The organism is Dyadobacter jiangsuensis (assembly GCF_003014695.1).
Classification (GTDB): Bacteria; Bacteroidota; Bacteroidia; order Cytophagales; family Spirosomataceae; genus Dyadobacter; species Dyadobacter jiangsuensis.
Genome location: NZ_PYAS01000026.1, coordinates 33,609 through 58,277, shown reverse-complemented (window position 1 = coordinate 58,277; position 24,669 = coordinate 33,609). Strand labels below are relative to the sequence as shown.

Sequence of the window (24,669 nt, the reverse complement as noted above, 5' to 3'; positions counted from 1 at the left end):
TGGTCAATTTGCTCCGAAACGGGGTGGTCAATTTCGCCCGGAACAGGTGGTCAGTTTAAACTGAAACGGGGTGGTCAATTTCACCGAATTTTCCATGTTTGGTTCTATATACTTCCTCCCAATGTGTTCTTAATTGCTCATCTATCATAATTATAGCTCATCTATCATATTATAAACTGAGAATGATCGGCAATATCCAGTTAGCCATCAAAAATCCTCCAATCATAAAACAGATTGTGGCTACCAGAGACGGCCATTGTAATGTCGACAGCCCCATAATGGCATGCCCGCTCGTACATCCTCCGGCGTAGCGAGCCCCAAATCCTACCAGAAAGCCTCCGCCAACCATCATGATCAGGCCGGAAACCGTGAATAGTTTTTCCCAGCTCACAATGTCAAGGGGCATCATTGCCGAAAAGTCTGTTATCCCGTAAGCTGCCAGCTCTTTTGCCAGGGTTTCATTTACCTTGATTGGTGCGGGATTGTCCAGAAAGTGGGAAGCAACCATTCCTCCCAAAAATATCCCCAGCACGAATACCAAGTTCCAGGTTTCTTTTTTCCATTCATATTGAAAAAAGGGAATTTTGGCCGGCATGCACGCGGCGCAGGCATGCCTCAATGAAGACGATATCCCAAATGACTTGTTGCCGAGAATGAGCAGGGCGGGCACAGTCAGGCCGATAAGTGGCCCTGCAACATACCAGGGCCACGGTTGCTTGATTATTTCCAGCATGTCAGTGTTTCGTAGTTCAGATTTTCTGTTTAAGGCTCTCCCATGGGCCTCCATTGTAGGCGTCTATGCCGGCAGATCTCAACATGCCTTCGGCCATGCCGCTCCTTGCGCCACTCCGGCAGCATGTAATTACCGGTTTGCCTTTTTTGAGCAGCATATCCGCCTTTGCATTGATCTGATCCAGGGGAATATTAATACTCCCTGGAATATGCCCTGCCACAAATTCCTGAGTGGAGCGAACATCGACAACAAGCGCCCCTTGCTGAACAAGGGTTTTGTAATCCAAACTCTTTGATCCGAATAATGATGACAAGAATCCCATAAGTTTATTTTTTTCTTTTAGTAGAGATACCCAGAATGGAATATAATGGGCAATAATTCAGCAATGAGGTCAGCAGCAGCACCGCCCCGATCACGATCAGCGTGATTCCGAAAACTCCCGATGTTACTTCCATGAAGTATAGCACCAAGGCTCCAAGGAAGACTAGCACGCGGACTATTTTGTCCGTGTTTCCTAAGTTTGGTTTCATCAAATGGTTGGTTTAACTGGTTAAAGATTAGATTCAATATCAGAAGCAGACGGTGGTTTCCGCAAAACTGTTTTGATCTGTTTTTACTGACAGGTAGGTATCCCGGCTGACTTCTACAACATGGTACTCGGGCATACGTAGTTGCTTACCGGCAGAAGTCCTGATTCCTTAATGGCTTTAAAGCCTCCCTGAACGTCAATCAGATTGTCGTATCCCCTTGATTTGAGGATGGAGTTAAAAATCATCGAACGGTACCCTCCGGCGCAATGGACTAGATACGCTTTATCTTTTCCGATCTCACCCAGGTGGTCATTCAGGTAATCCAGCGGTATATTTTCCGAGCCGATCACGTGCTCAGAAAAGTGCTCACTTGCCTTGCGTACATCAAGCACGATCAGGGAAGGGTCCTTTTGGAGAAGCTCGGCCATTTCGATGGCCGTTACCGATTCTATACGATCTGTTTCCTTTCCTGCCTTTTTCCAGGCCTGAAAACCGCCTTTGAGATGACCGATTGTGTAATCGTAGCCGACCCTTGCCAGCCTGGTTACGACCTCTTCTTCTCTGCCCTGGTCGGCAATGAACAGTATTTTCTGTTTGATATCGGGAATCATCGCGCCAACCCAAGGGGCAAAACTGCCATCAATTCCTATATTGATCGAATTGGGTATAAATCCCTGGGCAAAGACGCCGGCATCACGGGTATCCAGCAGTAGCGCGCCGGTTTCATTGGCGGCGGCTTCAAAGGCATCGGGATCGAGCGCTGCGTTTCCACGTTCGAGTACCGTATCGATGCTTTCGTACCCCTTGATGTTCATCATTACGTTTTCGGGGAAGTATGCAGGCGGAGGCATCAGTCCGTCAGTTACTTCTTTCACAAACTCCTGCTCGGTCATATCCGCGCGCAGCGCATAATTGAACAGTTTCTGATTGCCTAGTGTATCGGTTGTCTCTTTGCTCATATTTTTACCACAGGCGCTGCCTGCGCCGTGGGCCGGATAGACAATGATATCATCGGAAAGCGGCATGATCTTGTTGCGCAGTGAATGGTACAGATGCCGGGCCAGTTTATCCTGGGTAAGGTCTGCCACGACCTTTTGCGCCAGATCCGGACGGCCGACATCCCCGATAAATAGAGTATCGCCGGTAAAAAGCCCGATATCCTTTCCATTTTCATCGGAAAGAAGAAAGCAGGTGCTCTCCATCGTATGCCCTGGGGTGTGCAGCACTTTGATTGTAGCACTACCTACTTTCAGCACTTCACCATCCTGTGCAACATGGGCTGGGAATCCCGGCTTGGCGGTAGGGCCAAATATGATTTGCGCGCCCGTTTTTTCAGCCAAGTCAATGTGGCCGGAGACAAAATCAGCGTGAAAGTGCGTTTCAAGAACATACCTGATTTTTGCCCCGTCTTTTTGGGCCCGTTTGATATACGGTTCGACCTCGCGAAGGGGGTCGATAACTACTGCCTCACCGTTGCTTTCAATGTAATAGGCGCCCTGTGCCAGACAGCCTGTATAGATTTGTTCGATTCGCATAACCTTCCTTGTTTGTTTTTCTTAAAGAATGATACAAATTTCGGAATGGGAGGCGAGCCCGTCAGTGATATTTGTCACGTAAGGGGGAATTTCCAGGTAAAGTAAATCGGATAGATCTTGGGATTTGGAACGTGCTGTTAATCAGCTTGCTATTCTAGCGTTTGTATAGGGCTTTGGACATGTCGCTGGACACACGTGATTGCACATCGGCCCGCTTTTGCCGTCACCCAAATAGGGCCGATCCGGTGCTGGTATTTCCCGTTGCGGTTACAGATGCGAATTGTCCTCACTTGATTATTTTGATCGTGTTTCTGCCAAGCCGGAGCATTCCTCTTTGTTCCATCTTTTTTAGCAGGCGGGATACAACCTCCCTGGATGAATTCAGATCGGTTGCAATTTGTTGGTGGGTGATTGCTATCTCATCATTGTTCAGGAGTTTCTGCTGGTTTTTAAGGTAAAATTCCAGCCTTTCGTCCATGCTTCTAAAAGCAATACTGTCTACAACCAACAGAAGTTCTTCAAACCGGGACCGGTAGGTTTCCAATACGAAATAGTACCAGCTTTTATAGCCTGTCATCAGCTCATCCATCAATGCGATCGGGACCAGTATTGCTCTGGTGGGCTCTACTGCCCTGGCCGAGATCTGGCTCTGTTCTTTTTTTGTCGCGCAGATCATTGATAATGCGCAGGCATTGCCGGGGCCTAGCTGGTAAATAAAAAACTCATTGCCATCATGGTCTTCCCGGTATAGCTTTACACCTCCCTCCACGATCAGCATCGTGGATTTAAAATATTGCCCCGGTCGCATTAACTGTTCATCACTTTCAAATTCCCGCAAGATGCTGTGTTGGGCAAGCTTTTTGGCCAGCTCCGGGTCAAATTGGCTAAAATGGGTTTGCAGGAATTGACTTATTGCAGCTTGCTCGGTTTGTAGGTTCATGTTTATGAGATCATTGGGAATGCAGCAAATTAACAAAATTGCTAGTGCAGCTATGTGACCAGAGTCACATAGCTGCACAAAGGCTCCGAGGCGGACTTGTTTTCTATGCAAGCAGGTGTAAACGGTTAGCAACAAGCGTTCATTCCACAATATCCCTGATCATTTTGCGGATTTCCAGGCTGGTACTAGTACTCTGTCTGGGCGTAGTCTGGGTGAAAATAATACCTGCGATTTGATGCTTTGAATCCTGCCAGGGGTGCGTGCCAAACAGCCCGGGACTGCTGCTTTCCAATACACGGCCGTCGACATCGACTACATCGAGCCAGTTGCCGACTCCGTAACGGACCGGTCTCTGGGGCGTTGGTGAGAAAGGATTGGTAGGATAGGGTGTCCCGGTGATTTTTGCATTTTCTGTCTGGTCACTAAACATGGCCTCGATCGCGTTTTCACTGAGCACCCGATGCCCGTTACTAGTACCATGGTTAACCAGCATTTCCAGGAATTTCAGGTAGTCGGCAGCGGTGGTGTGCACACCGCCTGCGATGATCGGATTGCGAACGGAACGATATTCGGCCGTCATCCCGCAAGGCTGGGCAACGCGCTGCTCAAACAAATCCTGCCATTTTTTGCCTGACACGATTTCAGCAACCCTTCCGCCGATCTGCATTCCGGCGCTGCCATAGTCGAATTGGGTGCCGGCGATGCTTACCAGCGGCGTATACAGGGCAATGGAATCCACCGCCTCGGCGAGCGACATCAGCCGCTTGTACTCGTACTTTTGAGGCGAGTCGCCTCCGAATCCTGCTGTATGCGCAAACAGCTGCCGGATGGTCACATGTCCTTTTTGGTGGGCAGTGAATATCGGCAGGAACTTGCCGATACTGTCGGAAAGGGACAGTTTGCCTTCATCGACAAGGCTCAGTATGACGGCCGCGGAAAGCCATTTGGTGGCCGATGCGATCGGTTTACTGGTGTGTTCGTCCAGGCCAAACCCCTTTTTGTAAATCAGCTTACCATTTTGAGAAACCAGCACGATCACCTGATCGTTGTAGTCGGCAAGGTGTGCTTCCAGGAATTGGTCTACTGTGTCAAAATTGTAAGCTGGGCGTGTCTCCGGGGAGACTTGATCGGTGTGACAGGAGCAGAATAGGAGAGTGCAAGCCGTCAGAAACCTGAATACGTTCTTCATGTCATCTTTATGATTTGCGTTTTTTTAATTCCTGCTTCATTTCCTGTTGTTGCTGTTTGAATTGCCTGAACTGCTGCTGGCTCAGCACCATTTGCAGTTCTTTTTCCTTGGCAGCGTTTACCTGCTGAAACGCTCTCAGTTTAGAGAGTTTACTACCGCTGCCCGCAATAATTGGATCCATTTTACGGGCGTAACTCAAATTGATCGCAGACACTTTTTCGGCCTGCGCCGAATCCAGATGGAGTGTTTCTTTCATCCGTTGGGTCTGTAATTGTGCCCGCTGTTCGGCAGGTATGTCGGCGAGCCGGTTTTGCTGAGCGAGTGCATTGTCGGCAAATAGTAGCATTGTGAAAATAATGCAGACGCCGGTGGTCAGGTTTTTCATGAGACAGTTTGTTTTGTTTCCGGTCAAAACAAACGAATGGCGGGTTGACAAAAAAAGTAAATCAACCAGGGGCAGCAAATTTGACATGGAATGCAGGAGATTGCCGACGAATGGGTATTGTCTTGGGAAATACATTTCGTTGGAAAATACCGGACGCTCATAAGATAAACCAGGCCATTCGATGAAGTTTGTTTTGCTTTCAGTAGATATCGCTTACCATTGCAAGGCAATACGGTTGTAAATGAAAAACACTGCTTTGAAGAAGGTCCCGACGATCACTTTGTTTGCCTGGCTAGGCTACTGGCTCATTTGGGTTCTCATGTTTTCAAACGCGCAACAACCACAGGCGGCTGTTTGGGGCGCAACCATCCATGTGGGCTTACAGGCCATTATCGTTTATTTGAATACATTGGTTCTGATCCCGTCTTTCCTGGAAAAACGGCGCTACCTGTTTTATGGGCTGCTGTGCTTTGCTGTGCTAGTGCTGTTGTCAAAATTGCAGTTGACGCTGGTGCCGGCGGATGTAAAAGTGATCCTGAAACGAAACATCCAATACCCAAGAGCCTTTCAGTTTGCACGGACTTACCTGCTTTTTATGGTGGTGCTGATCATCAGCACGGCCTGGAAATTCGCTGTTGACCGCTTCCATGCATTGCAAACCCAAAATGAGATGGCCAGGAAGCAACTGGAAAGCGAGCTGCAATTCCTGAAAAATCAGATCAACCCGCATTTTTTGTTTAATACGCTCAACAACATTTACACACTCGCATACCTGAAAGAAGATAACGCCGCGCCGATGATCATGAGGCTCTCCGAACTGCTTCGGTATATGCTTTACCAGTGCCGGGCGCAATGGGTACCGCTACAAGACGAGGTGACCTTCCTGCGTAATATCCTGGAAATGCAAAAGCTCAAATCCGAGATTTACGAGCAGCGAATGACATTTGAAGTAACAGGCGTCAGCTCTGGCCAGTTAATTGCCCCGCTGCTGCTGTTGACCTTTTTAGAGAACAGCTTCAAACATTCGGACCTGGACATGAATCCGCAGGGCTATATTTTCGTTAGTCTGCAAGTGGATGACCGGAATACACTATCCTTCATATGCATTAACTCAAAAGGGGGAGCAGCTTCTCAGCGAAGCGAGCCTCACGGCATCGGCCTGGCGAATGTAAAAAAGCGGTTGGAACTGACTTATCCAGGTCGGCACATCCTGAAAGTTATAGACAATACCAGTACATTTGAAATCCGCTTGATAGTGAACCTATGAAAATCACTTGCATGATCGTCGACGACGAGGCGCTGGGCAGGAAGTTGCTTGCTGACTACGTATCGAAGATCCCTTCGCTCGATCTGGTAGCTTCGTGCGCGAACGCGATTGAAGCCGCGGCCGTGCTGAAAAGCCGGCCGGTCGAATTGCTTTTCCTGGATATTCAAATGCCTGATATCAATGGCATCAACTTCGTGGAGACGCTCGCCAGCAAGCCATTGATCGTGTTTACGACTGCGTACACCGAGTATGCGGTAAAAAGTTATGAACTTAATGCACTTGACTACCTGGTCAAACCGGTCGCATTCGAACGTTTTTTTCAGGCTGTCGGTAAAGCCATGGATATCATCGGAAGCCGTAGTGCCTATCCGAAAGCCGATGTTGCGACTCAGGAAGCACAAGACTATATTTTTATCAAATCGGACGCAACAACATACAGGGTAGCTTTCGATGACATCAGCTACATCGAAGCTTATGGCGAGTATGTGGTTATTCACCGCGGCTCGGACCGCCTGATGCCGCTCTTACAACTTGGTAAAATGGAAGAAATTTTACCTGCTTCCCGGTTTATGCGTGTACACCGCTCTTTTATCGTTCAATTTTCAAAGATCGAGGCCATCCAGGGCAATACTGTCTGGATTGGCAAAAAGGAAATTCCTGTTAGCAGGACATACCGCAATGCGCTCACAGAGCGTGTTCAACGGCAGAATTTTCTTGCAAATTCTTATTTGTAGTGCTCGACAAGCAAAGTTAAAATCACTTGCCACCTGTTTGGCCAGCAAGTTCACGCTTACCTGTTTTCCTGGTTTGTAGTTTTATAGAGCTGCTCCAACAATTCATCAATCAAAAGGTTGCTCTTTTTTTCAAACTCTTCTTCATTGAGCATACCATTATTAAATGCATGCGAAAGTTCATCCAGATCGGATTTTATCCTTGCTAAGTTCTCCCGCTTGCGCCTGGCAAAGGATTTACCACGAGCTAGCCGGGAGGCAAAAGCAACAAGAACAGGGAAGAAAATTCCAACAGCCAGGACAACCAGTAGCAAAATTAACATCTGAATCAACCTTCACGTGATGAGCATGGTCTTCGGCAATCAATAGCGATCTCCTCGCTCTAATCGGTATTTTTCACTTCCCGTGATGACGGGCATTTTGTGCTCGCCAATGGTTGTCCCAACATTTAACTATTCAGCCTTGTAGACTTTCACTAAACCGGTATTGTACTTGCTGGAAGCCTGATGGCGACAGAAGTCTGATTACTTTTGGAAGTGACCTCAAGGGTGCCTTGATGGATGTCGATGATTTTTTTAGCTATGGTAAGCCCTAGTCCGTAGCCGGGAATCTTACCCACGTTGTTGGCCCGCATCATGGGCATGAAAATGTCCGATATCTGTTTGTCCGGAATCCCCATTCCTTGGTCGGTGACAGTGATAGTCATTTGATTACCAGTTTATAACCACGCTTAATTCGCTGGAAGAACGGGTGGCAGATTTTGGCCGGATTCCGGTCAGTACTCAAGGGCGCCGGACGGTGTTTTTAAGGGATATAGCCAATGTGGCCGATGGTTCGGATGTTACCGCGGGCTATGCACTTGTCAATGGTAGCCGTTCTTCCTATATCCCCGTGGTGAAGACGGCTGATGCATCGACCTGGGATGTGGTGACGGCTCTGAAAGCGAAGCTACCTGAAATGCGCAGCCTTCTGCCAGACGACATCGAAGTGAATTACGAGTTTGACCAGTCCATATTTGTAATCAATTCCGTCAAAAGCCTGCTTTTTGAGGGTGGGCTAGGGGCGCTTTTAACAGGGCTTATGGTACTGCTGTTTTTGGGAGATTGGCGCTCATCGCTCATTGTAATTATCACGATCCCAGTTTCAGTGATTTCGGCCGTACTTTGCCTGAACCTTGCAGGGCAGACGATCAATATCATGACGCTGTCCGGTCTTGCGCTGGCGATCGGGGTACTGGTCGATCAGGCTACGGTGACAATCGAGAATATCCACCAGCACCTTGAAATGGGTAAGCCCAAAAGACTCGCGATCTATGATGCGTGCCGGGAAGTTGCCCTGCCGCTGTTGCTGATCTTGCTTTGTATTCTCGCGGTATTTGCACCGTCATTTATCATGTCCGGTGTGCCTAGGGCCATGTTCTTGCCGCTTTCGGTTTCGATAGGGTTCGCTATGACGGTGTCCTACCTGCTTGCCCAAAGCCTGGTTCCGATTTTGGCCAACTGGATGCTTAAAGAGCACCAAGGCCATGGGCACACGCCAGAAGCAGTAAAAGCGCCGGGCCTTTTTGATAGGGTGCGTTCTGTGTTTATGTCCCATAACTGCAAATTGCTTGCATCTAACAAACTTGTGGTAGGCGTCTATGCTGTACTGATCGTTGGGTTAGCCGCATGGGGTTTTGCAGTGATTGGCAAGGATATGCTCCCGCAGATCAATTCGGGGCAGATGGTAATCCGCATGAAAACCCCGGACGGTACGCGCTTGGAACGTACGGAAGAAGAGGTGAGTAAACTTCTGACATTGGTAAACGATGCCGCCGACGGGCACCTTGAAGTTTCATCTGCCTATGTAGGGGTGGTGCCTACCAACTACGCGACCTCCAACCTCTATGTGAGCACTAGCGGCCCAAACGATGCGGTAATCAAAGTAGGTCTTGCGGAGGGCTACAAAACCAACATCCAGGATCTTAAAGAGCGCATCCGCACAATGGTGCATCAGGAAATGCCTGATATTACCCTCTCATTTGAACCGGCAGATCTGACCGAAAAACTTATGAGTGGCGGAGCTTTCACGCCTATTGAGGTGCAGGTCGCGGGCCGGGACATGAAAGAAATTGAAGGCTATGCGTCCAAATTGGTTGGAAAACTGTCCCAAGATGATCACCTGCGTGACGTCCGGATTGTGCAGCCGCTCAAATTTCCGGTCATTAATATCAAGCTTGACCGTCAGAAGCTAGCGGTGATGGGACTGAGCCTGCAAGCTGCTGCCCGCTCTATTACCGCTTCGACGTCATCGAGCCGGTACACTGAAAAAAACCAATGGCTCGACCCAAACTCTGCATATACCTACCAGGTGCAGGTTCAAATCCCCGAATTTGCTATGCGTAACCTGGCCCAATTGCAGGAGGTGCCTCTGGTAGCGGGCCAGGCCCGCCCAGTATTAGCGGATGTTGCCACTTTTTCTGTGGATACTTTGCCGGGAGAGTATTCCAGGATTGGACCCAGACGTTTCGTAACAGTCTCTGCCAACATGCACCACCAGGACCTTGGCTCGGCAACCACCTCAGTCGAAAATGCCATCGCCTCGCTTGGTCAGCCGCCGAAAGGCATTTTGACCGAGGTAAAGGGAATGTCTTCACTTTTGACCGAGACACTTAACAGTCTTCAAATCGGTTTAAGTATCGCCATTTTGGTGATCTTCCTGCTGCTTGCGGCCAACTACCAATCCTTTAAATTGTCACTGGTGATTTTGTCGACGATCCCGGCTGTAATTGCCGGCTCGATTGCCGCTTTGCTTCTGACTGGAAGCACGTTGAACCTGAAATCTTACATGGGTATCATCATGTCTACAGGTATTTCGGTGGCCAACGCGATCCTGATCGTAACAAACGCCGAGCGCTTGCGCTGGGAATACCGCGATGCCGGTAAAGCTGCGCTTGACAGCGCAGCGCTTCGCTTGCGGCCGGTTCTGATGACAAGCTTTGCGATGGTGGCCGGTATGGTGCCCATGGCGCTTGGAACTGGCGAGGCGGGCGAACAAGTAGCGCCACTGGGAAGGGCCGTAATCGGCGGACTGGTAGCGTCTACATTGGCAGCATTGTATATTGTTCCGCAAGTGTATGCGCTTTTGCAAAAGAAAACTCCGCTCCAAGATCCTTCACTGCTTCCAGATCACCCGGTAGCGGTGCATCCATCCCTTTCAACAAACGGCTCATATAAACCTGAACAACCATTAAGAAATGAGAACTAATCCATATAACTGTTTAATACTACTCGCAGGACTGGGTGCTTTTTCAGCCTGTTCTTCCTCTGAATCATCGACTCCCAAGGAGTTAAAAGAGCAAAAAAACAAGAGCGAAGTTGCCTTTAAAATCGGCGAAGTATCAGAAGGCGCAGTAGGCCAAGAGATCCAGTTACCGGGCGAGTTTCTTGCCTTTCAGGAGGTCAGTATTTACCTTAAGGCCGATGGTTTTGTACAGAAAGTGCTTGTAGACCGCGGCTCCTCGGTGCGGAAAGGAGAGGTGTTGATGGTGCTGGAGGCACCCGAAACCGAGCAGCAACTGGTCGCGGCGCGTTCCAATTTTTTGAAAGCCCAGGCTATGCTTGTAGCTAGCAAGGAGCACTACCGCCGGCTCAAAGCCAGTACACGCATAACCGGCTCGGTATCGGCGCTCGATCTGGAAAGCGCACATGCCAAGATGATGGCCGACAGCGCCTCGGCGATGGGGGAAAAAGCGAATTTCGATGCATTGACTGAAATTAAAAGCTACCTGACCGTTAGGGCACCGTTCGATGGGATTATCACAGAGCGTAATGTCCACCCCGGGGCACTAGTGGGATCAGGGCTTCGGCAGGTGGGACCCATGCTTAATTTACAGCAGCAGGACCGGTTAAGGCTCGTGGTGGATGTCCCCGAGAATTACAGCCTTGGCCTGAAAAAGGGCAAGCCGGTAAGCTATCATATCAACGCGGTGCCTGGTGAAACTTTCAAGGGAACCATAAGCCGCCGTTCAGGCAATATGAACCTGAAATTCAGATCTGAAACTGTGGAAATCGATGTCAACAATGCAAGCCGGATGATTAAGCCAGGCATGTTTGCAGAGGTGACGCTCACGCCCGAAGGAACCGAAGGCGCGCTTACTGTGCCCGGCACTGCCGTTGTGGTTTCAACCGAGCGTCAGTACGTGATCAAAGTGAACCGTGAGGGTAACGCCGAGTTTGTCGATGTACGCCTGGGGCAGCAGGCTAAAATGACAGAGGTATTCGGAAACCTCAAAAAAGGAGATAGGATAATTGTGAACCCGCGAAATGACCTTAGGCAGGGAACGAAAGTGGTAGCAAGCCGGTAACTTGTCGCCAAGAGTGGCATAAACTTACACAATATGGTGCATTCAAATAGTGAATTTATGCATTTGTGCTTGTCGCTACTGGAAAAGCTGGCGATGAAAAGCTTCGGAATGTACAGATTGATGAGGCCATCGGGTTTGTGACCAGGCCGGTCAAAGGCAGAATGTCCGTTGACGTGTATAGCCGCTATTTGTTTTACAAGGTCCTTGGGGAGGTAACTATGCGGGCATGAAAGCAGGTCATGCCGCTGTTGGTGACGGCGGCAACAGGCAGTCAAATGACAAGAAAGGCAGAAAGTTTAAGTGCAGCCAGAAGCTTGCTTTGGAGGTAGCCCCTTTCATCAAAGCGCTGAGGGAAACGGGATACAATTCACTGAATGAAACTGCAAATAGGCTAAATGAGCTTGACAGACCAGCGCCAAACGGGATAGAATGGAATGCACAAGTAGTCGAGAGAGCGGAAAGTTTAATTTTTGAAATCAAAAAAGAAAGGCAAGGGAATCTGTGAGTATTTTGATTAAAACAGGGACCTGCAAGTTGACGACTGTCAAAATTTTGACGCACCCATTTTTGAATATTTGAGATAGTATGGCGTAAATCGCTATGCATGAGCAGATGATGCCTAATCCACTGCGATCGTTTCGCAGTGGATTTTTGAGCGTGTAACCGGATTTATTTGCCAGGAAAATGCCTGGAAACTGTATTTTGCTACCGCAAGAAAATCTTAATTTAGTAATCATTTTTGGTGTGATAATATCGCACTATGTTCGTTTGGAATAAAGCCAGTATTCGTTGAACGCTGGCTTTTTAGTTTTAGAAAACCGATACAGCTTTGATAAATATGGCAAAAAATACAATTCGCGATATTAAAGAATACAAGCCCAATGACCATCTGGCCAATGAGCGGACTTACCTTGCCTGGGTCCGGACTGGTGTCGGGATTATGGCGTTTGGCTTTGTTGTCGTCAAATTTTCCCTATTTATCGCCCAGATTGGTTTTGTACTGGATAAACCGGTCAAAATTCACTCGCACGGCTATTCCAAGATCATCGGAATTGTGCTGGTGCTACTAGGCATCGGAGCGATATTGTTGGGGTTCATCCAGTACCGTCTGACAGAGGAAGAGCTGAAAAGGGGGACGTACCATCCCAGGAGCTGGCTGACGAATCTGCTGACTGCTGTCCTGATGCTGATAAGTGTCCTGCTTGTGGTGTATCTGGTGCAAAGCGTAAACTTCCAAGATTACTTAACTCAGTAAAATCCGAGCTATGGCAAAAACCTTAAAATCATACCATACATTCCTGGCGAGTTTGTTCGTAATTGCGGCAGCATTTTTCTTATTTGATCGTAGGCCAGAGCCCGCCGCTAATGAACTCTTTATGGAGACAGGCCATATGACAGCCGATATCGAAGGAACTGTCAGAAATGAGGATGGTACATTGTTACCGGAGGTCCATGTACTCATTAAAGGAACGCAGCGTAGTACACTTACCAATGCTGTCGGTCGATTTCTGATCTCAGTCAATGCAGGTGAAGAAGCGACATTGGTTTTCTCCTTAACCGGCTATCAGTCACAGGAAATTCATTTGGGTACTAAGACATCCCTGGATGTCATGTTGAAAGCAGAATCAGGTCAAGCCAGATAGTGATGATGTTTCATCGTCAGTGCTGGCAGCGCGGCCTCACTGGTAAATTCCGGTTCACTCTCCGCAATTACAGACGTCGCTGAGTAACCGACGTATGAGGCGTGCCATGGTAGTATTCGCTAATTGTGGGTTGAAAATCTGGCACAGGATTGGAAGAAACTCCATGAGTGGCCAATTTAGATTTCGAAGATATCGTTATAAATACCCTACCTGATTCACCTAAAAAGGCGAGGATCCGATTAGGGAAGATATCTTGAATAGATTATATAGTGGATTGTATGTTTATGAGTTGTACGCGGATAATTAAACGGTGTGCCTGGGTAGTTTTGGTATTTTTGGGCAACTGTCATCAACGTCAAGCAAATAGCGGAAAGGTGGTCGATTTGACGTACCGAGACGGTGTTACCCTATTTTCTGTCAAATTTACTGGTAGTGACACTATCTGGCTAAAAAACAACTATCAAGATGAAGGACTTGGCAAAGCCTATCATAAAGCCAATTATTTTCTTTTAAACAAAATTCAGGTTAATCAACTCGATAGCCTCTTAGACGAATATGATACAGAAGCGATGGATTCGAGCTGGGCGGGGGCATCTGCTGTCGGCTGGCAGTATATACTCGCCATACAAACTTGTTCCGACAGGCCAATTTACCTGCATAATAGTGTTAACTCTGAGCGTGTTGATCCCCTTGCGCAGTTGTTAATGGACATCAGCCAGAAATCTGATTGGCTCCCTTCTGCACATGGGCATAAATTCTACTCCGAAATGTATTTCGCAACACATCGTTCGCCGTGGCAGCTAAGTAAGCCGGCAAAGTTGGTTCCCGACCGAACCGATAGATAAAACCCATCTTAGCCTGAGGCGGTTCCGAAAAATCGGCACACATTTTTGCATAATATGATGCAAAATGAAAGACCCTCAATCGGTAAAAACTCGCAAAAGCTACGATGCTGTGTTCAAACAGGAAATGATCACAACGCTCGCTTGCGGCAGAAGTGCGAAGGAAATATCGGAGGCATTTGGAATTGCCGAGAAGCGGTCCAGCGCCGCGGGTTCTCTATCGTAGGAAGAGAATGACAATAAACAAGACAAAATCGTATAACGAAGCAGATCGCAGCGACAAAGCAGCGAACCTTCAATTTCTTTGTCTCACAGTGCAATTTGGTCTTTGACAAATTGTACATGATGTAACACTGATATAGCAGGAAAAGATGCTCTGTTGCCATTTTCGCAGTAATGATTTACAGATCGTCTCTGGGGCTGCTTTAACGCGGGTACCGAGAATAGGTTCTGAAAGCGTTCAAGGCCGTTCATGAATAGATCAAAGCTTGCTTTGAAAACTTTGTAAAAGAAATCTGTAAGCGAAGTCTGCCAATAACTGCGCTCCCGCGGCACACCACAAGAAACTCGGATTCCTCGACCGGTACTTAACGCTGTGGATTTTTCTTGCGATGGCCTTCGGCGGCATCCTTGGAAATGCTATGGCAACATGGGCGAAGTGTTTAGATTCTATGCCTATTTCTTCATTACAGTTTTGCCGCTTCTGATCGGTTTGAGAGGGGCGGCTGTTAATATCTCTGTTCCTGAAATTGGAATAAGCGTTGCATCGTACCTTGGCATTCCCTTCGTGGCTGGATCGCAAGGTTAAACGGAAAATCCGCTATTACAATCTGGATATGATCATTTCCGTGGGTGTCTCGATTCAAGTTGACTCCCGAAAACGGCTGCATGGTCCCTTGCACAGCCACCTCACATTCTAGGGCATGTTGATCGACTACAATGCTCTATCAGCGGATTTAATTGAACTTGAAGATGCTGAGCACGTAGATGATCAAAAAAAATAGCATTTGAATGAGCTGCACGAGCATGAAATTCCTGTTGGTCGCGCGCCAATGAGTCGTTAAAGAGCCATCACTCAACGCCTGGCTAAGACTTTTACCGATAGCCCGCCGGAAACCCAGGCCATTGATGATGATCAGCAGCAACACGGCCATCTTCACCCTGAACCAAAGCTGGACGCCCCAAACCTGGTGTAATTCGACCATCATCGCAACGCCCGATGCCAGTATCACAAGCATGCCTATCCCCAGGAACCTTTGAAGACTATGGAGATAACCTGCCATTGCCAATTGCCGGCCATCATTTGCGAGGAAGGCTGCGCGAAATACGCGAAACGTGAAGAAGTCCAGGAAAGTAGTTCCGGCCATAACGGTAATACCGACAATGTGGATCACCAAAGCTGCATTATAGACTGTTGGGTTCATGAGCTGTCTGTTTTAACAAATTTTTTGTGATTTCCCAGTTTGACACATACCTGATGCAGATAAACACCAGGGCAAGATCCAGACAGACGAAGATGATCTTACTCGCCGGATCACCGCTGCATATATGCGCGGTGAGTGCAGAGACCATGGTAATCATGAACCCGGCATAAACCCATTCTCTCATTCGCAACGTGCTGAATGGCATGACCAGCACAAGCGCGCCAGCGATTTTGGCAATTACCAGTTCAATTCTGAAATAATCAGGAAAACCCAGTTTTCTCAGGTCATCGGCATGTGTGTAGGAGTAGTAAGCGCTGAACAGAATGAAGAAAATAACGAAACCCTTGGCGACCCAGTAAAGCCGTACTTTGCTGATTGAAGTTTTCATGTTTTTATTTCGTTTACGCAATATTTTTATCAAAAGTAATACGAAACCGTATTAAAACAAATGATACCGAAATTATTTGCTTTAATTTGCTGCGATAACGAAGTATATTAGGATGAATAAGACGGTCGAGCTGGTAAATCACTGGGCAGAATTTGAAAAGAAACATCCCGAAGGGACCATTGATGACTTTTGTCGTTACCATCTGGCTCATCAACAGCACCGGGTGGCTGACGGGCCACTGGTTGGTGGCGTTGTTCCGTCTTTCAATGACGGACTCTTGATGAAAATTATTGGCCGGATAAGCAAGCTTAATATGGCATATGCCAATATAGCGTTGAGGGATACGGGCCTTAACCAAATCGAGGAGTTCGGAATGCTGATGACGATCCGCAAGCAGGGAAATCCCAGAAAGACAGACGTGATCAATGCAAACCTTTTCGAGCTGTCGAGCGGCACGGACATGCTGAATCGAATGAAAAAGCGCGGCCTGATCAGAGAGTATGGGGACCAGGAGGATAAGCGCTCAAAACGGATTGAATTAACAGCGCAGGGCGAGCAGGTTGCTACCGAGTGCTCGGGTCTGATCGGCAAGAATGCAAGAATGCTCATGGCTCAGCTTCATGAAGAGGACAAAGCGCTCTGCATACAGATTCTCAAAGATGTCGAGATAAAACTGTCGGCCTCCTGGCAGAAACATAGAGGTAAGGAATTCAAGGAAATCTATGATGAGCTAATGGGAGGGTAGCTCATTTCACCATGCAATGAATACCCCAGCCAAGTAAAAAATGCTCCCACCAAAGGCGGGAGCATTTAACTAACACTATGTATGAGTTGACTCCATTATAAGCTTACGTTGATCCGGTAAAAGAAAGGCGAGCTATAAAATGCTCCCCCGGTAATGTCGATGGTCGTATTGGAGGCGGTAAATGATTTGCCGTCCGTTAGCAGCATCGTGCCGGTTACCTCGAAACGGTCGCCCGCACTCACGAGTTTGGGGTCGATACCGGTGGCTTTCAACGCCTCTTCGCCGGTAATGGTCATGGTCGCGCGGGGGTATCCGGTAGTAGGATCTTTGGTGTAGGAGGACGCCGCTATTTTCCGAAAAGCAACCTCCGCGATATTGTTGGTGCCGTTGGCAGGCGTGTTGTCCACAAAACGGATCGCCAGGTCATAAGAAGCAAATAGCCTCCCTTTGTCTTTGGTGATTGCCTCATGCAGGCATTCCAGCTTCGTCCCCGGCATATTAGCCAGGCTGACGGTAAATGTGTTGGCCAGGAGCGGGTAAGGCGTTACCACGCGCATGTACCCTCCCGATTCTAGCGAAAACTCGTCGATCCGCTCGTTTTCGAGCGGAGAGTCGCATCCGCAACAGGCCAGAATGAGCAGACAGATCAGCCGGATACTTTGTATATGTTTCATTTTCTGCATTTTGAGTGTTGAATTAATTTCCATTAAAACCAGGGCCCTACCTGAAAAGCGTTGCCGGGTTATTATCCCAGAACACCGGTTGTGTCACATCCGCCTTCTGTTTCGCGTTGGCATTGCGGGTAATGAAGGAGGCCGGGTAGTAATACGACCTGGCGAAGCCGCCGGGATTCGCTTCCAGCGCGGGCTGCATATTGAGCGGCATGCCCGTCCGACGGTATAGGTTATACGCTTCCACGCCGTTCCCGTAAAGGGCCAGCCAGTATTCAGTCGCGATGATGTTCAGTCTGGCCGCGTCTGTGGTTGCTGCATCGTAAGCTTTAAGCACCGTGCCCAAGTATGTCTCGACATCTTTGGCCCAAACGATCGCCTTGGCCTCTTCGAAAGCGGAGATTTTGCTGCTTTCAATGGTCGCGAGCCCGAAGCTCCTTACATCGGCCATCGACTTTTCGATCCCGCTTTTCAGCAATTCGCGCGGACTGCCGGCAGTACCGAGTGTCAGGGCCGCTTCGGCCAGCATGAAATCTACAAACGACCGCATCATGATCGGGTGTATGCCTGCGCCACCGGCCCCTGCACCCAGGGAAACCGCCCTTCCTGCATCATTGTCATACAATCCTCCTGCCGGATACACTCCCCACGCTGTTCTAAGCAAACCATCCGGCGGAATACCCTCGTTGCTCAGATGGTCGCGGCCCCAGTAACCCACCGATGTCGGTAAGCAATAAACATCTGTGGGGGAGTAATGGGCCGGTTTTTGATTGTTAATGCATCTAAGGGTATTGACATCGGTAGGATTAACAATGGTCTGGCGGTAAAAGTAGTACCGGATGCGGGGATCGGGAAATCCTTTTGATGCATATAATGCAGCCATGTAGTGATTGGCCTGATAATCGCCGCCGCCGGTAGGGGAGTACTGCCCTGCATATCGGGGATGGCGCGTGTCGGGGTTGGTCAGGTTCGAGCCGAACTTAAACTGAAAGTTCTCGCTGGCCGAGGTAATGAGCCGGCCGCCGGTAATCAGTGCCGAGATGCCGGAAGTGGCTTTCGCTTTGTCGGTCAATCTCAGGTTTAGTAATGCTTTCAATTTCAGCGTATTGGCTGCCTTGTTCCAGCTGTCGACGTTGCCGGCATAGTACAGGTCTCCTGCTGCCGCCGAGCGTGAAGTGGCCGCAAAATTGGCAATAGCCTGGTCCAGGATCGTCAGTGCGGCAGTATAAATGGAAGCCCCACCGTCGGTTTTCGGATTGAAATTGTTGATATCCAGCGCCTCGCTGTAAGGCACATCCCCGAAGCCGTCGACCAGGTTGAGCAGCACCGACGCCTGAATCGTGCGGGCAATTCCCGCGTGGACAAAGAACTCGCTGGATTCCGCTATCGGGATCAGGGTTTTGACGTCGGTCATGATATTGGCGTAGGCATTCGTCCAGGCACCGTCGAAACCACCGGGCGAAACGGCATTGTCATAAATGGCCGATCCCTGGTTGAGCATGCGCGTCAGGCGCATGCCGGAGTTGCCCATTTGATTGAAATGGTCGGCGTAATCCAGTTCGATACGGCTGAGCAGGTAATTGACATCGGTATTATTGGTCGTAACCGCATTGGGGTTGTCGAGCAGGTCCAGCGAACAGGCGCTGACCAGCAGGGAAAGAAGCGCCAGCAGGCATATTTTTAATTTTGGTAATATATCCTTCTTCATAATCTGGATGGATTAATGTCAAATAAATGGTTTGAGGGGCTGCTAGAATGTAAGTTTCAGCGTCGCGCCATACCGCTTCGAGCTGGGCCCGGTCAGAAACTCGAAGCCAAGGCCGTTGCCGACCCCCAGTCCGAGATTGTCCGTGTCGAAATTTAAACCTTTGGGAAAGTGAAGGGCTTTATACCAGAGGTTGTTGCCGGTGAATGCAATGGATGCCCTTTTGATTTTTAACTTGCTCAAAAGGCCGGTCGGAAGCCGATAGGAAAGCGAAACCTCTTGAAGACGAACGGTGCTGCCATCGTAGATCCTGCCTTCATCTCCAAAGAAGTAAATGTTGTTGAACCCGATATCCGAAGCGGTCACCTGGTAGTTGTTGGGAGTGCCATCGGCTTTCACACCATCAAAAATGTAGGTTTGGGCACGGTCGTAACCGTTCTTTAAACCAGTGTCTTCCGTCATACCCCGACCCATCAGGGCCCCTGCGGTAGACGAATACATCGCGCCGCCGTGACGGTAGGAGATCATTACGTCCAAAGTAATACTCTTGTAGCTAAATGTATTGGAAAGACTGCTGGTAAATGCAGGGTTAGGGTTGCCCAGGATTACCGGCGACGTGGTGGCTTGCAGGTACCCGTTGCTGCCGACCAATAGCCGGCCCTGATCGTCCCGGCGGAACCCCGATCCCTTGATGATATTGAAAGGCTGCCCGACAATGGCGTAGTTACCCAGTGACGCCCCGAAGCCACTGATCTGGACTTCCTGCAATGTGCCGCCCAGGTCGAGCACCTTAGGCAGGATTCTCGAATATACCAAATTCAGGTCCCAGGAAAATGCGCTGGTCTTGACAGCGGTTGCATTCACGCTGAGCTCGATTCCCTCATTGCGGATTTTGCCGATGTTGATCGTCGTTGCGGTGTAGCCCGCCGATGCATCCAGGGGCGAATTGGTGATCAGGTTCCGGGTATTTCTTCGGAACAGCGTCAGGTCGAAGCCCACTCTGTTATCGAGAAGCTTTCCTTCCATACCCAATTCGTACTCGGTATGCAGTTCGGGTTTCAGGTTGGGGTTGCCCAGGTTGTTGTTGACCGAATGCGTCTGGATCGTCGCGCCGGCGCTGTTCAGAAATGCCCTGGCGTTCTGGTCCAGGATGTTTCGCGTGCTGTAAGGCGACGGGAAACCCGCGGAAGTTCCTACGCCAAGGCGCAGTTTCAGGAAATTCAACAAGTCGGACTGCATCCCTTGGAATGCGCTGGTCGGTACAAATGAAAGACTGGCCGAAGGGTAAAAGATCCTGCGATTGGCTATTTCCACAGTCGAGGTCCAATCGTTACGTCCTGCCACGTTCAGAAACAATGCATTGTCGAAATCGGCCGTAATTTCCCCGAAAACCCCGATGCGGGTTTGCTCGGTTTCGAAATCGGCGGCTGAATTGTCAATGAAATTGTCGTGACGGAAAAGCCCTCGGGCCAATTGGTTCTGGCTGGTGATTACTTTTCCTTCAAACAAATCATTGCGCATATTTCCCCCGATTTTGGCGGAAAACGACAATTTTTCAGAGAGCGTTTTGCTGTATGAGAGGATCAGGCTGTTATCCCAGATCCTGTTGTTGATGTCAAAAGTGTTGTAAAATCCGTTTACAAAGCTCACGCCTCCCTTGTTAAGCATGTACCGCTGGTTTTCGGTATAGGTATCCATCCCCACCTTGTAAATCAGGTTAAAATCCGAGGTCAGCTGGTAGTTGACCAGGGTGGAGGTAAACAGCCTGTTGACGATCCCGGTGGTCTTATAGTTTTTCAAAATCCACCTGGGGTTAGGAATGTCATTGCCGCTTCGGAAATACACCGTTCCGCCGGTAATGGGGTTTTCATACGGCCAGCCCATCAAGTCGACCTGCCGGGGCGTGTACATCACGTTGGCGAGCACCGACGGGAAGTCGAGCGCGTTGTTACCCGTTCCGCCACTGAGCGGCGGGGAGTACTGGTCGGTATTGACGAAATTGAACGAGGTGATGATATTGAGCTTTTTACTGAGCTGAGCATTTAGTCCCAGGCCCAGATTAAGCCTTTTCAACCCATTCTCGGGAATGTAACCCTGCTCGGCATTGTATCCTGCCGATATATTGTAGCTCACCTTTTCGCCGCCACCGGACACGTTCAAAGACGTTGTGGAGATTTTTCCGGTACGAAAGAAGTCCTTAACGTTGTTGGGGTAAACCTGCATTTTGTACGGGCTCACCGAAGCTACATAATCAGCCATGGCTGCCCGAAGTCCCCCGGATGTGGTTAAGTTGGCATAAGGATGGGTGGTAAGGGCCGCGTTGGCGTTTTGGGACGGGTAGGTCTGGGCTTCGTCCAAAGTGGGTCCCCAGTTACTGAAGAAATAGCCCAGGTTCTGCTGGAAGCCGCCCACATAGTCATTTTGATACCGGGGCAAATGGGCCTGGTTGGCAAACACCGACTGGCTTAGGGAATATTCCGTCGCGCGGGCTTTTTTGCTTCCGTTCTTGGTCGTCACCAGGATAACCCCGTTCCGGCCCTGGTCGCCATAGGTGACCGTCGCGGCAAGGCCTTTGAGCACGGTGATATTTTCGATATTGTTCGGGTCGATGTCCAGGAAGCGGCTCGAGGCGGATTGCCCGCCGCCGGTGAAGCCACCGCGGGAGTTGGTATTGGAATTGAAGGGGATGCCATCGACAACGAATAGGGGCTGGTTGGAGCCGGTAATGGAAGAATATCCCCTGATCGTAATGTTGGTGCCCGTACCCGAAACCCCGGATGTGGAAGTGATATTAACCCCGGCGATCTTGCCTTGCAGTACCCGGCCTACATCGGCCTGAGGGCGGTCCTCGATCGATTTTTTCTCGATGGTTGTTACCGCATAACCCAGCGCGCGCTTTTCGCGTGCAATGCCCTGGGCGGTTACCACGATCTCCTGAAGATTCTTGGTGTCGACCACAAGCTGTACATCGATAGTGGATTGGTTGCCGATCAGGATTTCCTGGGTTGTGGTACCCACAAAACTGTACACGAGCGTCGTAGCGCCGTCGGGCAACGAAATAGCATATGTTCCATCGGTGCCGGTGTTGGTGCCTATCGGCGTACCTTTCACCACAATCGCTACGCCCGGGAGCTCGCTCCCGTCATCGGAAGACGTCACCTTGCCGGTGACCTTTCGTTGCTGGGCAGAGACAATCTGCCAGCATGAGCATCCCAGCAGGATGCCCAGCAGTAAAAATTTTCCCATAAATCGTTCAGTAAGTTAGGTTTTGGCAGTAGGCTACAAGTAACCTTTCCGTAATGATAGAAAACTTGAATAGGTGGTATTTGCCGGATATTAACCGATTTTTACCGAAAATTAACATGACGGAATTTTATTCTATCTTTGTATAATTTTACGTTGATTTAATATTGAAAAATTCAACTATCGTAAAATATAATTTGTAATTATTTGACACTTATGACATTGTCTGTCTTGAATATGCCACCGGCAAATTATTTTTCAACTGGGGATAGGGTGCCACTACTAGACGGGTACGCTATGGGTGATGTTCCTCATATTCTGTTGGGCTCGTGTGAGCCGAGGCGAATCGTCAGTGCGGAAATAGAGCTGATCGGGCTCTACCTCACTCAGGCCTGGCAGGCGGTTGTGTACTGCCGTTGCGTAAGGCATTTCTGAGCCTTAGCCTTGATAATATCAGTACGGTTGGGTCCACCCGCAGACTCTACCTGCGGCAGTTTGGAATGTTTTTCCTGGTAGACTCGTTACAGTACATTTCAACCTGTCTATTCCGTTTTTGAATGTGGTAAAGTGGTAAAACCAGCGCCCCTCCGCACGCACTTATTTGAAATTGCGCAGGGGACAAATACTTTATTTTGTCCGAAGTGATTGCAGGAGTTTCACGACGTGATTCTATCAGAATCAAAATTGATAGCAAGCCACGGGGGGATTTTAAAGATCTATTCAAAAGTATCACCCCATTCATCATCAGTCAATGAACGGGGTGATAAGATTACTTATTACTTAATACTTAATATGACGCGTGATTGTGCGTCTAGTGATGGGCTGAAAGCGGCGGGTCCCCTGGACTTTGGGTCATATCAGTTTACCTTGCCGGAAAACCCTACAGTCTGAATGCCAGCGATCGCCTGTTACCCTTTGAGTTGTGTTTGACCACGATTTCAGCCGAAGATCGTCTTAACTAGCTCGGTATCCATGTACTCACGGACTTGGGTGATCTTTCCGTCTTTCAAACGGAGCACGATGCCGTAAAGGTTGTTGTAATCGAGCCCGTCCTTGGTTTTGGATTCGCCCTGTGCCTCGACGAAAACCTGATCACCCTCCGCAATCGCGTTAGTGACCGTAATTTTGATGGGGCCTTCCAGGCGATTGAGCAGCACCGGCACATAGTTGTCCAGAATATCCTTCTTGCCGCGATATGTTCCTGTGAACAGGTGATTGCCGAAGTAGGTGAGCGTGATGTTATCGGCCATGGCGTCGAAGTAACCCGCGACATTCCCAGCCTTCAAAGAGGCATAGGCCTGCAACACGATTTGCTTGTTTAATTCAGCTGAATTAGTCGGAATGTCATTGTTTGATTGCGTCATAATTTTCTGATTTTTAAATTAATAATTGTTCAACAAAACTATATCCTCGCAGTACCGTCGGGCGATGACAAATCATAAAAAAGAACGTTGATAAATATCAACGGATGAGTATATTCGTTGATGGTTGGTGGTACCCAACTTGGCTTACAGGCCGCCTCGGTAGGTGCTGGATGTAAGCTTATGGAAGGTGGTCGCGTGCTGTACGACCACGAAGGATAGTGCAGCTCAAAACCTAAATTTTCGCATCATGCATGATTCACTGATCTCATATATTAACAGGTACTCTGGAGTCCCCTTGAACGCGCAGGAAGAGGATCTTGTCCGAAGGATGTTTTCTTTCAAGAGACTTAAAAAGCGGCAGTATTTCCTTCAGCAGGGCGAAGTCTGCAAGTATTTTTGTTTTATTGTCAGTGGAGCAATGAGGCAATACAGCACTGATGAGAAGGGAGCCGAGCATGTCATACAGCTGGGCATCGAGACTTGGTGGATGGGTGATAGGGAAAGCATCGTCAGGCAGACGCCGTCAAAATACGATATAGATGCCTGGGAGAATTGCGAGCTGCTTACCATTAACCACGCAGATACCGTCTACCTACTAGACCAAATACCCTCAGTGAGGAAGATGCTTCAATTAATGGAAGAGAAGAATTCGATCGCCAACCAGAAGCGCTTGAATTCTACGATCAGCCTTGCAGCGGACTCTCGCTATGCTGAATTTGTAAAGGAGTATCCCAATTTCGTGCAGCGATTTCCACAACACATCATTGCCTCCTATCTTGGAATTACCAAAGAAACACTGAGCAGGGTTCGCAGGGGCGCCATGCTTTGATCTTTACCTGCGAAGTTGCGATTAGGGCGTTAATAGGGTTGTGTTTGTAGCTCCATTTCTCGTTGTTGACCCAATACTTAAAAAAAATCCTGAGCAGGCGTGGGAGTTTTTCAAATTTGGCGGTCTATCTTCATAACAAGCCTTCCCGCACTTATGGGTA

General features: G+C 48.9%; 26 protein-coding genes. 11 read left to right on the top strand and 15 right to left on the bottom strand.

The genetic code is table 11. The features are described from left to right. Window positions 1–169: 169 nt before the first annotated feature. From CLV60_RS32365 to CLV60_RS32335, 7 genes are all read right to left on the bottom strand, one after another. On the bottom strand, window positions 170–733 hold the full coding sequence (locus CLV60_RS32365; RefSeq protein WP_229211235.1) for a YeeE/YedE family protein: 564 nt from the start codon (window positions 731–733) through the stop codon (window positions 170–172). A 16-nt stretch (window positions 734–749) separates the two neighbouring features. Then, window positions 750–1,046, bottom strand: coding sequence for a rhodanese-like domain-containing protein (locus tag CLV60_RS32360; RefSeq protein ID WP_374755666.1), 297 nt, complete (start codon window positions 1,044–1,046; stop codon window positions 750–752). Between the two features lie 13 nt (window positions 1,047–1,059). Continuing rightward, window positions 1,060–1,263 carry a YgaP family membrane protein gene (locus CLV60_RS32355; protein ID WP_106599545.1) on the bottom strand — a complete coding sequence of 68 codons (204 nt, stop codon included), beginning with the start codon at window positions 1,261–1,263 and terminating at the stop codon, window positions 1,060–1,062. A gap of 113 nt (window positions 1,264–1,376) precedes the next feature. Then, entirely contained in the window at window positions 1,377–2,798 is a 1,422-nt protein-coding gene (locus tag CLV60_RS32350) for an MBL fold metallo-hydrolase (RefSeq protein WP_106599544.1), read from the bottom strand. A 286-nt stretch (window positions 2,799–3,084) separates the two neighbouring features. Further along, window positions 3,085–3,849, bottom strand: a complete 765-nt coding sequence (locus CLV60_RS32345; RefSeq protein ID WP_229211234.1) for a Crp/Fnr family transcriptional regulator — start codon at window positions 3,847–3,849, stop codon at window positions 3,085–3,087. A 28-nt stretch (window positions 3,850–3,877) separates the two neighbouring features. Further along, the gene (locus CLV60_RS32340; RefSeq protein ID WP_106599542.1) at window positions 3,878–4,927 is read right to left on the bottom strand and encodes a serine hydrolase domain-containing protein; all 1,050 of its coding nucleotides are present in this window, start codon (window positions 4,925–4,927) and stop codon (window positions 3,878–3,880) included. 7 nt (window positions 4,928–4,934) lie between these two features. After that, window positions 4,935–5,312 carry a DUF4890 domain-containing protein gene (locus CLV60_RS32335; protein ID WP_146151637.1) on the bottom strand — a complete coding sequence of 126 codons (378 nt, stop codon included), beginning with the start codon at window positions 5,310–5,312 and terminating at the stop codon, window positions 4,935–4,937. 241 nt (window positions 5,313–5,553) lie between these two features. Between CLV60_RS32335 and CLV60_RS32330 the strand changes: the two genes are divergently transcribed. Together CLV60_RS32330 and CLV60_RS32325 are read left to right on the top strand one after the other, a co-directional pair. Beyond that, window positions 5,554–6,579, top strand: coding sequence for a sensor histidine kinase (locus CLV60_RS32330; protein WP_106599540.1), 1,026 nt, complete (start codon window positions 5,554–5,556; stop codon window positions 6,577–6,579). Beyond that, window positions 6,576–7,313 (top strand): LytR/AlgR family response regulator transcription factor, encoded by a 738-nt coding sequence (locus CLV60_RS32325; protein WP_106599539.1) that lies wholly within the window; start codon window positions 6,576–6,578, stop codon window positions 7,311–7,313. The genes CLV60_RS32330 and CLV60_RS32325 overlap by 4 nt, the downstream gene beginning before the upstream one ends. Window positions 7,314–7,369: 56 nt before the next feature. Here the strand turns inward: CLV60_RS32325 and CLV60_RS32320 are convergent, their stop codons facing one another. Together CLV60_RS32320 and CLV60_RS32315 are read right to left on the bottom strand one after the other, a co-directional pair. Further along, complete coding sequence (locus CLV60_RS32320; RefSeq protein WP_106599538.1) at window positions 7,370–7,633, bottom strand: hypothetical protein; 264 nt, start codon at window positions 7,631–7,633, stop codon at window positions 7,370–7,372. Window positions 7,634–7,785: 152 nt separating this feature from the next. Next, on the bottom strand, window positions 7,786–8,016 hold the full coding sequence (locus tag CLV60_RS32315; protein ID WP_106599537.1) for a sensor histidine kinase: 231 nt from the start codon (window positions 8,014–8,016) through the stop codon (window positions 7,786–7,788). A 14-nt stretch (window positions 8,017–8,030) separates the two neighbouring features. Between CLV60_RS32315 and CLV60_RS32310 the strand changes: the two genes are divergently transcribed. From CLV60_RS32310 to CLV60_RS34420, 7 genes are all read left to right on the top strand, one after another. Further along, the gene (locus CLV60_RS32310; RefSeq protein WP_106599536.1) at window positions 8,031–10,556 is read left to right on the top strand and encodes an efflux RND transporter permease subunit; all 2,526 of its coding nucleotides are present in this window, start codon (window positions 8,031–8,033) and stop codon (window positions 10,554–10,556) included. Beyond that, on the top strand, window positions 10,546–11,655 hold the full coding sequence (locus tag CLV60_RS32305; protein WP_106599535.1) for an efflux RND transporter periplasmic adaptor subunit: 1,110 nt from the start codon (window positions 10,546–10,548) through the stop codon (window positions 11,653–11,655). Before CLV60_RS32310 ends, CLV60_RS32305 begins: the two co-directional genes overlap by 11 nt. Before the next feature lie 226 nt (window positions 11,656–11,881). Beyond that, window positions 11,882–12,160 carry a hypothetical protein gene (locus CLV60_RS32300; RefSeq protein WP_106599534.1) on the top strand — a complete coding sequence of 93 codons (279 nt, stop codon included), beginning with the start codon at window positions 11,882–11,884 and terminating at the stop codon, window positions 12,158–12,160. Between the two features lie 333 nt (window positions 12,161–12,493). Beyond that, complete coding sequence (locus tag CLV60_RS32295; RefSeq protein WP_106599533.1) at window positions 12,494–12,910, top strand: YidH family protein; 417 nt, start codon at window positions 12,494–12,496, stop codon at window positions 12,908–12,910. A gap of 10 nt (window positions 12,911–12,920) precedes the next feature. After that, window positions 12,921–13,298, top strand: a complete 378-nt coding sequence (locus CLV60_RS32290) for a carboxypeptidase-like regulatory domain-containing protein (RefSeq protein ID WP_106599532.1) — start codon at window positions 12,921–12,923, stop codon at window positions 13,296–13,298. A gap of 383 nt (window positions 13,299–13,681) precedes the next feature. Beyond that, window positions 13,682–14,143, top strand: coding sequence for a hypothetical protein (locus tag CLV60_RS32285; RefSeq protein ID WP_146151636.1), 462 nt, complete (start codon window positions 13,682–13,684; stop codon window positions 14,141–14,143). A gap of 64 nt (window positions 14,144–14,207) precedes the next feature. Continuing rightward, window positions 14,208–14,366 carry a hypothetical protein gene (locus CLV60_RS34420; RefSeq protein WP_170118926.1) on the top strand — a complete coding sequence of 53 codons (159 nt, stop codon included), beginning with the start codon at window positions 14,208–14,210 and terminating at the stop codon, window positions 14,364–14,366. Between the two features lie 730 nt (window positions 14,367–15,096). Here the strand turns inward: CLV60_RS34420 and CLV60_RS32275 are convergent. After that, a complete protein-coding gene (locus CLV60_RS32275) occupies window positions 15,097–15,564 on the bottom strand; it encodes a hypothetical protein (protein ID WP_106599530.1) in 468 nt (155 codons plus the stop codon). After that, on the bottom strand, window positions 15,545–15,952 hold the full coding sequence (locus CLV60_RS32270; protein WP_106599529.1) for a DoxX family protein: 408 nt from the start codon (window positions 15,950–15,952) through the stop codon (window positions 15,545–15,547). Before CLV60_RS32270 ends, CLV60_RS32275 begins: the two co-directional genes overlap by 20 nt. A gap of 112 nt (window positions 15,953–16,064) precedes the next feature. Between CLV60_RS32270 and CLV60_RS32265 the strand changes: the two genes are divergently transcribed. Further along, window positions 16,065–16,697, top strand: coding sequence for a MarR family winged helix-turn-helix transcriptional regulator (locus CLV60_RS32265; RefSeq protein ID WP_106599528.1), 633 nt, complete (start codon window positions 16,065–16,067; stop codon window positions 16,695–16,697). 95 nt (window positions 16,698–16,792) lie between these two features. Here the strand turns inward: CLV60_RS32265 and CLV60_RS32260 are convergent, their stop codons facing one another. From CLV60_RS32260 to CLV60_RS32245, 4 genes are all read right to left on the bottom strand, one after another. Beyond that, window positions 16,793–17,371, bottom strand: coding sequence for a hypothetical protein (locus tag CLV60_RS32260; protein WP_106599549.1), 579 nt, complete (start codon window positions 17,369–17,371; stop codon window positions 16,793–16,795). 46 nt (window positions 17,372–17,417) lie between these two features. Further along, entirely contained in the window at window positions 17,418–19,076 is a 1,659-nt protein-coding gene (locus CLV60_RS32255; RefSeq protein WP_106599527.1) for a SusD/RagB family nutrient-binding outer membrane lipoprotein, read from the bottom strand. 42 nt (window positions 19,077–19,118) lie between these two features. Beyond that, window positions 19,119–22,319, bottom strand: a complete 3,201-nt coding sequence (locus tag CLV60_RS32250) for a SusC/RagA family TonB-linked outer membrane protein (protein ID WP_106599526.1) — start codon at window positions 22,317–22,319, stop codon at window positions 19,119–19,121. Window positions 22,320–23,254: 935 nt separating this feature from the next. Further along, the gene (locus CLV60_RS32245) at window positions 23,255–23,680 is read right to left on the bottom strand and encodes a nuclear transport factor 2 family protein (protein ID WP_106599525.1); all 426 of its coding nucleotides are present in this window, start codon (window positions 23,678–23,680) and stop codon (window positions 23,255–23,257) included. A 247-nt stretch (window positions 23,681–23,927) separates the two neighbouring features. Between CLV60_RS32245 and CLV60_RS32240 the strand changes: the two genes are divergently transcribed. Continuing rightward, a complete protein-coding gene (locus CLV60_RS32240; protein WP_106599524.1) occupies window positions 23,928–24,509 on the top strand; it encodes a Crp/Fnr family transcriptional regulator in 582 nt (193 codons plus the stop codon). The last annotated feature ends 160 nt before the right edge of the window (window positions 24,510–24,669 follow it).

Bases quoted from the DNA above. Each gene is read 5' to 3' on its own strand.
- CLV60_RS32365 (WP_229211235.1), bottom strand. From the start codon at position 733: ATGCTGGAAATAATCAAGCAACCGTGGCCCTGGTATGTTGCAGGGCCA.
- CLV60_RS32355 (WP_106599545.1), bottom strand. From the start codon at position 1,263: ATGAAACCAAACTTAGGAAACACGGACAAAATAGTCCGCGTGCTAGTC.
- CLV60_RS32350 (WP_106599544.1), bottom strand. From the start codon at position 2,798: ATGCGAATCGAACAAATCTATACAGGCTGTCTGGCACAGGGCGCCTAT.
- CLV60_RS32340 (WP_106599542.1), bottom strand. From the start codon at position 4,927: ATGAAGAACGTATTCAGGTTTCTGACGGCTTGCACTCTCCTATTCTGC.
- CLV60_RS32335 (WP_146151637.1), bottom strand. From the start codon at position 5,312: ATGAAAAACCTGACCACCGGCGTCTGCATTATTTTCACAATGCTACTA.
- CLV60_RS32330 (WP_106599540.1), top strand. From the start codon at position 5,554: ATGAAAAACACTGCTTTGAAGAAGGTCCCGACGATCACTTTGTTTGCC.
- CLV60_RS32325 (WP_106599539.1), top strand. From the start codon at position 6,576: ATGAAAATCACTTGCATGATCGTCGACGACGAGGCGCTGGGCAGGAAG.
- CLV60_RS32320 (WP_106599538.1), bottom strand. From the start codon at position 7,633: ATGTTAATTTTGCTACTGGTTGTCCTGGCTGTTGGAATTTTCTTCCCT.
- CLV60_RS32315 (WP_106599537.1), bottom strand. From the start codon at position 8,016: ATGACTATCACTGTCACCGACCAAGGAATGGGGATTCCGGACAAACAG.
- CLV60_RS32305 (WP_106599535.1), top strand. From the start codon at position 10,546: ATGAGAACTAATCCATATAACTGTTTAATACTACTCGCAGGACTGGGT.
- CLV60_RS32300 (WP_106599534.1), top strand. From the start codon at position 11,882: ATGAAAGCAGGTCATGCCGCTGTTGGTGACGGCGGCAACAGGCAGTCA.
- CLV60_RS32295 (WP_106599533.1), top strand. From the start codon at position 12,494: ATGGCAAAAAATACAATTCGCGATATTAAAGAATACAAGCCCAATGAC.
- CLV60_RS32290 (WP_106599532.1), top strand. From the start codon at position 12,921: ATGGCAAAAACCTTAAAATCATACCATACATTCCTGGCGAGTTTGTTC.
- CLV60_RS34420 (WP_170118926.1), top strand. From the start codon at position 14,208: ATGAAAGACCCTCAATCGGTAAAAACTCGCAAAAGCTACGATGCTGTG.
- CLV60_RS32275 (WP_106599530.1), bottom strand. From the start codon at position 15,564: ATGAACCCAACAGTCTATAATGCAGCTTTGGTGATCCACATTGTCGGT.
- CLV60_RS32270 (WP_106599529.1), bottom strand. From the start codon at position 15,952: ATGAAAACTTCAATCAGCAAAGTACGGCTTTACTGGGTCGCCAAGGGT.
- CLV60_RS32265 (WP_106599528.1), top strand. From the start codon at position 16,065: ATGAATAAGACGGTCGAGCTGGTAAATCACTGGGCAGAATTTGAAAAG.
- CLV60_RS32260 (WP_106599549.1), bottom strand. From the start codon at position 17,371: ATGAAACATATACAAAGTATCCGGCTGATCTGTCTGCTCATTCTGGCC.
- CLV60_RS32255 (WP_106599527.1), bottom strand. From the start codon at position 19,076: ATGAAGAAGGATATATTACCAAAATTAAAAATATGCCTGCTGGCGCTT.
- CLV60_RS32250 (WP_106599526.1), bottom strand. From the start codon at position 22,319: ATGGGAAAATTTTTACTGCTGGGCATCCTGCTGGGATGCTCATGCTGG.
- CLV60_RS32245 (WP_106599525.1), bottom strand. From the start codon at position 23,680: ATGACGCAATCAAACAATGACATTCCGACTAATTCAGCTGAATTAAAC.
- CLV60_RS32240 (WP_106599524.1), top strand. From the start codon at position 23,928: ATGCATGATTCACTGATCTCATATATTAACAGGTACTCTGGAGTCCCC.